The following is a 6,427-nucleotide window of genomic DNA, read 5'->3' as shown; positions in this document are numbered from 1 at the left end:
TGGCGACCATAAAAAATCTGTACCCAATTGTCTTGCCTGTAATTTTAAAGGGAAATAAAAGGGTACATCCTTTACGGGATAAGTTATACCCTGCAATGCAGTATCAATAGTTACAATTTTTTCTTTTGTGTTTATTGGTAATGGACAGGTATTACTGAAAAGCTGTGCAAAATATTTACCTGTTTGCGTAACGGTATATTGGGTTTGTGCAGCTCCCGAAATAGCAATACCATCTTTAAACCATTGAATACTGTCTGCAGGGCTTACACTTAATAATGGAAAAGGGCCTGTACCAATACAATAATTTGCAGGTCCATTCAGGTTAACAAAATTATCTACAGTTTTTGCATTTACTGTTACTGCATCAGTATCTGTACAACCACCTTCCTTACTGCTTACCGTTAGTACATATTGAGTAAGTACCGCAGGCTTTGCAAAAGGATTTGAAATATCAGGGTTATCAAGGCCTGTTGCAGGACTCCATTTGTATATAAGGCCCGGTAAAGAATCAACACCTAATTGTACAGCAACTGAATTACAGCTTGATAAATCGGGACCGGCATTTGCTTTTACAATCAATGTATCAAATAATTGTGCAGAAAGTGTATCCCTGCATCCGTAGCCATCTTTAGGAATTAATTCAACAGTTATTACAGTACCTGTTGCAGGCAATGGGCTAATACGCAGCGTTTGCTGTGTACCCAGCACCTGCGAAAAATTATTGTTGTACCAGGTGTAATTTTGAAACCCTGAAGGAGCAGTTAAATTTACTGCTGTATCATTGGCACAAAAAACATTACCATTAAAAGAATTATCGCAGCGCTTATCAATATCTATATAGGCGTAACCAAAATGATCTGTATAAGTACAATCGGCTGTGGTAAAAAAAATACGGATAGTTTTGCCTGCAAGGTTTTTTAAATTAACCGCATTTGCCGACCAGTTTTTACACCATACATCAGTTCCTGTATTATTACGGGCAGATAAAAAAAAACCGGGTAAATTATCTTTTGCTATCAGATTAAGTGAAGGGCAATCTATTGTTGTGCCATCTGTTAAATTTTCAACCTTTACTTTAAATGCCGGTTGCTCCGAAAGTAAATGACCGGGATTTTGAAAAACTACTGCATAATGATAAATTAAATGAAATTCGTTTTGTGCCGCAGGAATTGTAAAAGTGTAGGAAACTCCTTCTGCCTCATGATTGCCTGTTGCATTACCCAGGCGGATAGAATTACCGCTGCCATTAGGACAATTTATAGGAAACAATCCAAAGCTGTCCACCCCGTTTGCAGCAATTGTTGTAAATAGAGAATGGCGGCCTGGTACTGGAGTTAGAGTGGCGGCACCAAAATTAATTGTATCGCTTCCATCTTCATTAAGTTTATGGTTTCCGGTCCAACATTGCCATCCATTAAAATCACCCTGTTCAAAATCTATATTAACGGGGCATTGTGCTATTGCAGAAGAATTTATTAATGTACCAAAAGCATTCACTAATAAAAACAATCTAACGTTGTATTTAAATATTCTATTCTTAATCCTGATTTTCATTTTGTACAATTCATAAACTATCCGATAGCAATTTAAAAATATTTTAAATATTTACCGTATCACCACCGTTGTTCCCTGACGGTTATGCACTTTACCATCTACATCCACTGCTTCAATCATCCATACTACTGTTTGCATTTCGGCAGGTTTATTATTTACTTTTCCATCCCAACCCGGCTGATCGCTGTTCATACTAAATAATAATTTGCCCCAGCGGTTATAAATTCTAAAATAATTTACTTTACTAAAACCAACCAGCACCGGCCTCAACCTGTCGTTAACACCATTGCCATTGGGTGTAAAGCCTGTAGGCACATAAATATCAATCTTCTTATGCGTTTTTACCAATTGCGTATCTACAGTTAAGCAACCAGTGGATGTTTTAATTTGTATGGTGTAAAGCTGTGGTGTAATGCCATTAAAAATAGGCGTAAAGCTAAAACGGTTATTTAAATTAGTCGGCGGCGTCCATGTAACGCTGTTACCAAACTGCCTTGCCTGCAATGGTTCAGGATAATTAAATGCCGCATCTTTATCAGGATAGACAATACCGGGTTTTACAGTTTCAATGGCCACATCAATTGATTTTGTATTGAAAGATACCGGGCACTGCACTGTGCTTACCGTTAATCTTACTGTATATTTTCCACCAGCAGGATAACTGTAATTTGGGGTCATTACATTATCCAGATGGCCGTTACCAAAATCCCACAAATAGTTTATAGTAGATGCGGTATTATTAAAAGTTCTGTTTATTACCGGCACACGTAAATTTTCGCAAACAGGTTGTACAGAAAAATCTGCTGTAGGTGTAGGGTGCACCGTTACATTACGAGTAGCACTGTCCCTGCATCCAAAAGTTGTATTAGCAATTAACTGAATTATATACCGTCCATCTTTTGCATAACTGTAATTAAAATCTTTTGCAGTTTTAATTATCCCATCCCCCATGCTCCAGGTGTAAAGCAAGGTATCAGATAAAATGGTTGTGCCATTTGTTAATACAAACTGGTGGCCCGGAAAACATTGTATATCGTTATCAATTGTAAAATTGGTAACAGGGCTTTGGTGTACTATCACAGGAAAAGAACTGTCGTAACTGCATCCTCCATTAGTTTCTTTTGCAGTTAGTTTTACCGTGTAATTACCGGCCACTGCAAAGCCGTGTGCAATATCGTTAGAGTTATCAAAATTGCCATCTCCAAAATCCCAGGTATAAGTTAAAGTACCCGATGATACCGTACTTTTATTAGTAAATACAAACCAGTTATTTTTAAAACATTGCTCGGGTACGTCAACAGCAAAAGCTGCAGTAGGGCTTGCATTTACCACTACATCAAACTTACTGCTGTCAACACAACCACCAGGTGCAGTTGCTATTAATCTTACTTTGTATGTACCTTCTTTGGTATAATTATGTGAAACGTTTCTTGTGTTGGTGGTAGTTCCGTCGCCTAAATCCCATGCATACTGTAAAACACCTGTAGTTAATGTACTGTTGTTGGTAAATACAAATTGATTACCTGTAAAACATTGCACCGCAATATTGGGAGAAAACTTTGCTACCGGAGTTTCCCAAATATCAATTTGTTTTACAGCGGTGGTTCTGTTACAACCTGCAGAGCTGGATACTATTGCATAATATGCCCCTGTTTGCGTAATATTTAAAAGGGTTTGAGCAGCGCCGGGTATCGCCACATTATTTCTGTACCACTGTATATTATCATGTGGCAATACTTTTAACGCTGCCGCCTGGCCGCTGCCGGTACAATAACTTGCAACACCTATTAATTCAATCGAATCACTTAAAATATCGACATCTACATTTACCACATCTGGCGTAGCGCAACCGCCGCCACTGTTGGTTACCGTTAGTGTATACGTTGTACTTACTGAGGGTGTGGCAATTGGATTTGATATATTAGGATTACTAAGTCCCGGTGTTGGAGTCCACCTGTAAACCAAGCCCGGTGTTGGCGGCCCGCCTAACTGAACTGGATTATTGTCGCAGGTTTCTCTGTCGGGACCGGCGTTTGCTTTAACAGTCAGGGTATCCCACAAAATTGCAGTTAATGTAGTGGTGCAACCATATCCGGCAAATGGGCTAAGTACAACATTTACTGAGTCGCCGGCTAAAGGTGGAGGGTTAAGTGTTAATATTTGGCCCGTACCAATTACTCCGCCCATTAAACCATCATACCATGTGTATGTTTCATAACCCGGCGGCGCACTTATAATTACTGCAGTATCATCAGGGCAAAATGTGGCACCAACAAATGAACTGCTGCATTGCGGATTAACATCAACATAGGCATAACCAAAATGCCCACCGAGTGAACAATCGGCAGTAATAAAAGCAATCCTGATTGTCTTTCCGGCCAAATTATCGAGATTAATTGATGAAGAAACCCAATTTCTATACAAGACGGGTGAATTACCGGGACCAGGAGTTACGGAAGTTAAAAAACCTTGTAAACTGCTGCCCACTACAAAAGGATCAAGGGGACATGGCAATGGGGTACCATCAGAAATATTATCAATGGTTACCTGCATTCTTGGCTGGCTTGTAGCATCATGGCCTGAGCCACCGTCATTTAGCACCATTGCATAACTGTAGATCAAACTAAATTTATTTTGGGTAGCTGGTATTGTAAAAGTATAAGAAACAGCTTCTGCCCCTCTGCCCGTTTGGTTGTTTCCCAGTTTAATAGAATAGCCGCTGCCATTGGGGCAATTTTGCGGAAAATTTCCGTAAGGATCAGGCCCATTACCCGGAACTGAAGATAACATTTCATGCCTGTTTGCAGTTGGTGGTGAAGGTGTAAGAGATGTAAGCGGAATAACTCTTCCACCATTGAATGTACCTACATAACATTGCCATCCTGAAAAATCCCCCATTTCGAAATCAATATTTGGCGGGCATTGTGCTGTTGCAGAAAAATTTTGAATACAAATAAGTAAACCAACGGTAAGGGAACGAAAGATAGTTTTAACTGCTGATAAACAGTTATTCTGGTAGAAGTGCTTCATGCGTAGTTATGGTTGGTACAATTGACTATGAAGATAAGCTAAAAAATTTAACAAAAAAAGTACCTTTACCTAAGGTTGGCATTGGGTATTGGGCTTCAAAGGCTTATGCTGGCATTTATATTATATCTGCAATATTTTATTGAAAGCAAATTAATTTGGGCAATGTTAAAATTCAGGATGTGAAGCTTATAAAATATCCGCAAACAAAAATTATACAATAAGTAAAAATTTAGACGAAGTATTTTATTAAACAGGTATTTTATGAATACAGATTTAAAAACGATACAAAAAATACTTAAAGAAAAAAGCACACCGGAAGCTTTGGCTGCACAAAAAAAATTTGTGCCTGGCGTAACTAAAATTTATGGCGTTCGTAATCCAGAACTTAATGAATTATCAAATCAATTTAAAAGCGGTAGTTTTAATTTAATAAAAGAATTGTGGGATGCAGGTGCTTATGAAGAAAAACTTTTAGCAGCAAAAATTTTGCAGAAGATCGCAAAAAAAGATGCGGATAAATCTTTACAGCTTATAAAATATTTTGCACCGGGCATTGATAACTGGGCCGTTTGCGATACTGTTGGTATGCAGTGTTTGCAAACTATTTTAAAAACACATCCAAAAGAAATTTTTGCACTTGCAAAAAAATACAACCGTTCTGCTAATTTTTGGGAACGCAGACTTAGCCTTGTGCTGGTAGAGTGGTACACCAGGGATAAAACGCTGCATGCCGAAATAAAAAAATTAATTGAACCGCTGGAAAATGATGAAGAATATTATGTAAAAAAAGCAGTAGTGTGGATCAATAAAAATTTTGCAAAAGAGAAATGATAATCTGTGAGGTTTTTAAAAACTTATTCAATTCAATGATAAATTTGAAACCTCAGGGGTTTAAGAATTTGTAATTTGAGATGGAGCAGCCATTGCAGCTTCTTTCATTTCATTTGCAAGTTTTTTACCCAGGTATTTTTCTATCCAGCCATGTATAAGATATATTACAGGAGTTAACACAATTGCCACTGCAAATTTATAAATATAATTACCAGTACCGGTTACCAAAACCTGGTGTAAACTCCATGGTTCCCCCTGGTTTGTCTGAATGCGTTTGCCAATATAGAACGCAATAAATAATACTACAAAACTGTCCACCAGTTGAGAAACCAATGTAGAGCCGGTTGCCCTGAGCCAAATATTTTTTTCGCCGGTTAATTTTTTAATACGATGAAAGACCAATACATCTAATACCTGCCCAATTAAAAACGCCACCATCGAACCAATAATAATCCACATGCCCTGGCCAAAAATGCCACGAAATGCATTATCGGGTGTATCAATGTTATTACCAATAGAAAAATATTCGGATGGTGCTAAATTAATAGCGCCGGTAAAAATTAAAAACGCATAACTTATTAAACCAATGGTGAGGTACGATAAAAACTTTACGCCCCGCCTGCCATAATATTCATTGATGATATCCGTCATGATAAAAACAACGGGCCACAGCAACACCCCTGCTGTTAAATGAAAACTAAAAGGGCTGCCAAACAAATTGATATTGGCACGGGGCACACCAACAGTATCTTCCAGCGAAAATATTTTTACGCCGATTATTTCGGCCAGCAAAGCACTGGTTATAAAAATACCGGCCAGTAAAATAAAGAGTTTGGTGCTTTTATCTTTGAGTATGGTATGTATCATACTATTTATTTTAAAATGAAATGAAAATAAACCTGACAGCAAAAAATCAGGATGTTAAAGATAATAATCCAGCGGGGTATTTTTACTGCTGTTTTAAGGGAATAGAATATAAAAGCAAGCAGCAAAAAAAGTACATTAACTATAA

The 6,427-nt window shown here is 37.8% G+C and carries 4 protein-coding genes; 1 reads left to right on the top strand and 3 read right to left on the bottom strand.

The genetic code is table 11. The features are described from left to right. Together ACY65O_RS09465 and ACY65O_RS09460 are read right to left on the bottom strand one after the other, a co-directional pair. Positions 1 to 1,554 (bottom strand): hypothetical protein (locus ACY65O_RS09465; RefSeq protein ID WP_462220611.1); only part of this gene is annotated, 1,554 nt, incomplete at its 3' end. A gap of 51 nt (positions 1,555 to 1,605) precedes the next feature. Next, positions 1,606 to 4,584: a PKD domain-containing protein gene (locus tag ACY65O_RS09460; protein WP_462220610.1), complete on the bottom strand. Its 2,979-nt coding sequence runs from the start codon at positions 4,582 to 4,584 to the stop codon at positions 1,606 to 1,608. A 261-nt stretch (positions 4,585 to 4,845) separates the two neighbouring features. Between ACY65O_RS09460 and ACY65O_RS09455 the strand changes: the two genes are divergently transcribed. Continuing rightward, complete coding sequence (locus ACY65O_RS09455) at positions 4,846 to 5,415, top strand: DNA alkylation repair protein (RefSeq protein ID WP_462220609.1); 570 nt, start codon at positions 4,846 to 4,848, stop codon at positions 5,413 to 5,415. A 60-nt stretch (positions 5,416 to 5,475) separates the two neighbouring features. Here ACY65O_RS09455 and ACY65O_RS09450 read toward each other — a convergent pair whose 3' ends face one another. Beyond that, positions 5,476 to 6,282, bottom strand: coding sequence for a queuosine precursor transporter (locus tag ACY65O_RS09450; RefSeq protein WP_462220608.1), 807 nt, complete (start codon positions 6,280 to 6,282; stop codon positions 5,476 to 5,478). Positions 6,283 to 6,427 lie beyond the last annotated feature (145 nt).

The organism is Ferruginibacter sp. (assembly GCF_031430955.1).
Classification (GTDB): Bacteria; Bacteroidota; Bacteroidia; order Chitinophagales; family Chitinophagaceae; genus Ferruginibacter.
This window is presented reverse-complemented; position numbering and strand designations above follow the sequence as displayed.

Excerpts from the sequence above, each read along its gene's own strand:
- ACY65O_RS09460 (WP_462220610.1), bottom strand. The coding sequence starts at position 4,584 with ATGAAGCACTTCTACCAGAATAACTGTTTATCAGCAGTTAAAACTATC.
- ACY65O_RS09455 (WP_462220609.1), top strand. The coding sequence starts at position 4,846 with ATGAATACAGATTTAAAAACGATACAAAAAATACTTAAAGAAAAAAGC.
- ACY65O_RS09450 (WP_462220608.1), bottom strand. The coding sequence starts at position 6,282 with ATGATACATACCATACTCAAAGATAAAAGCACCAAACTCTTTATTTTA.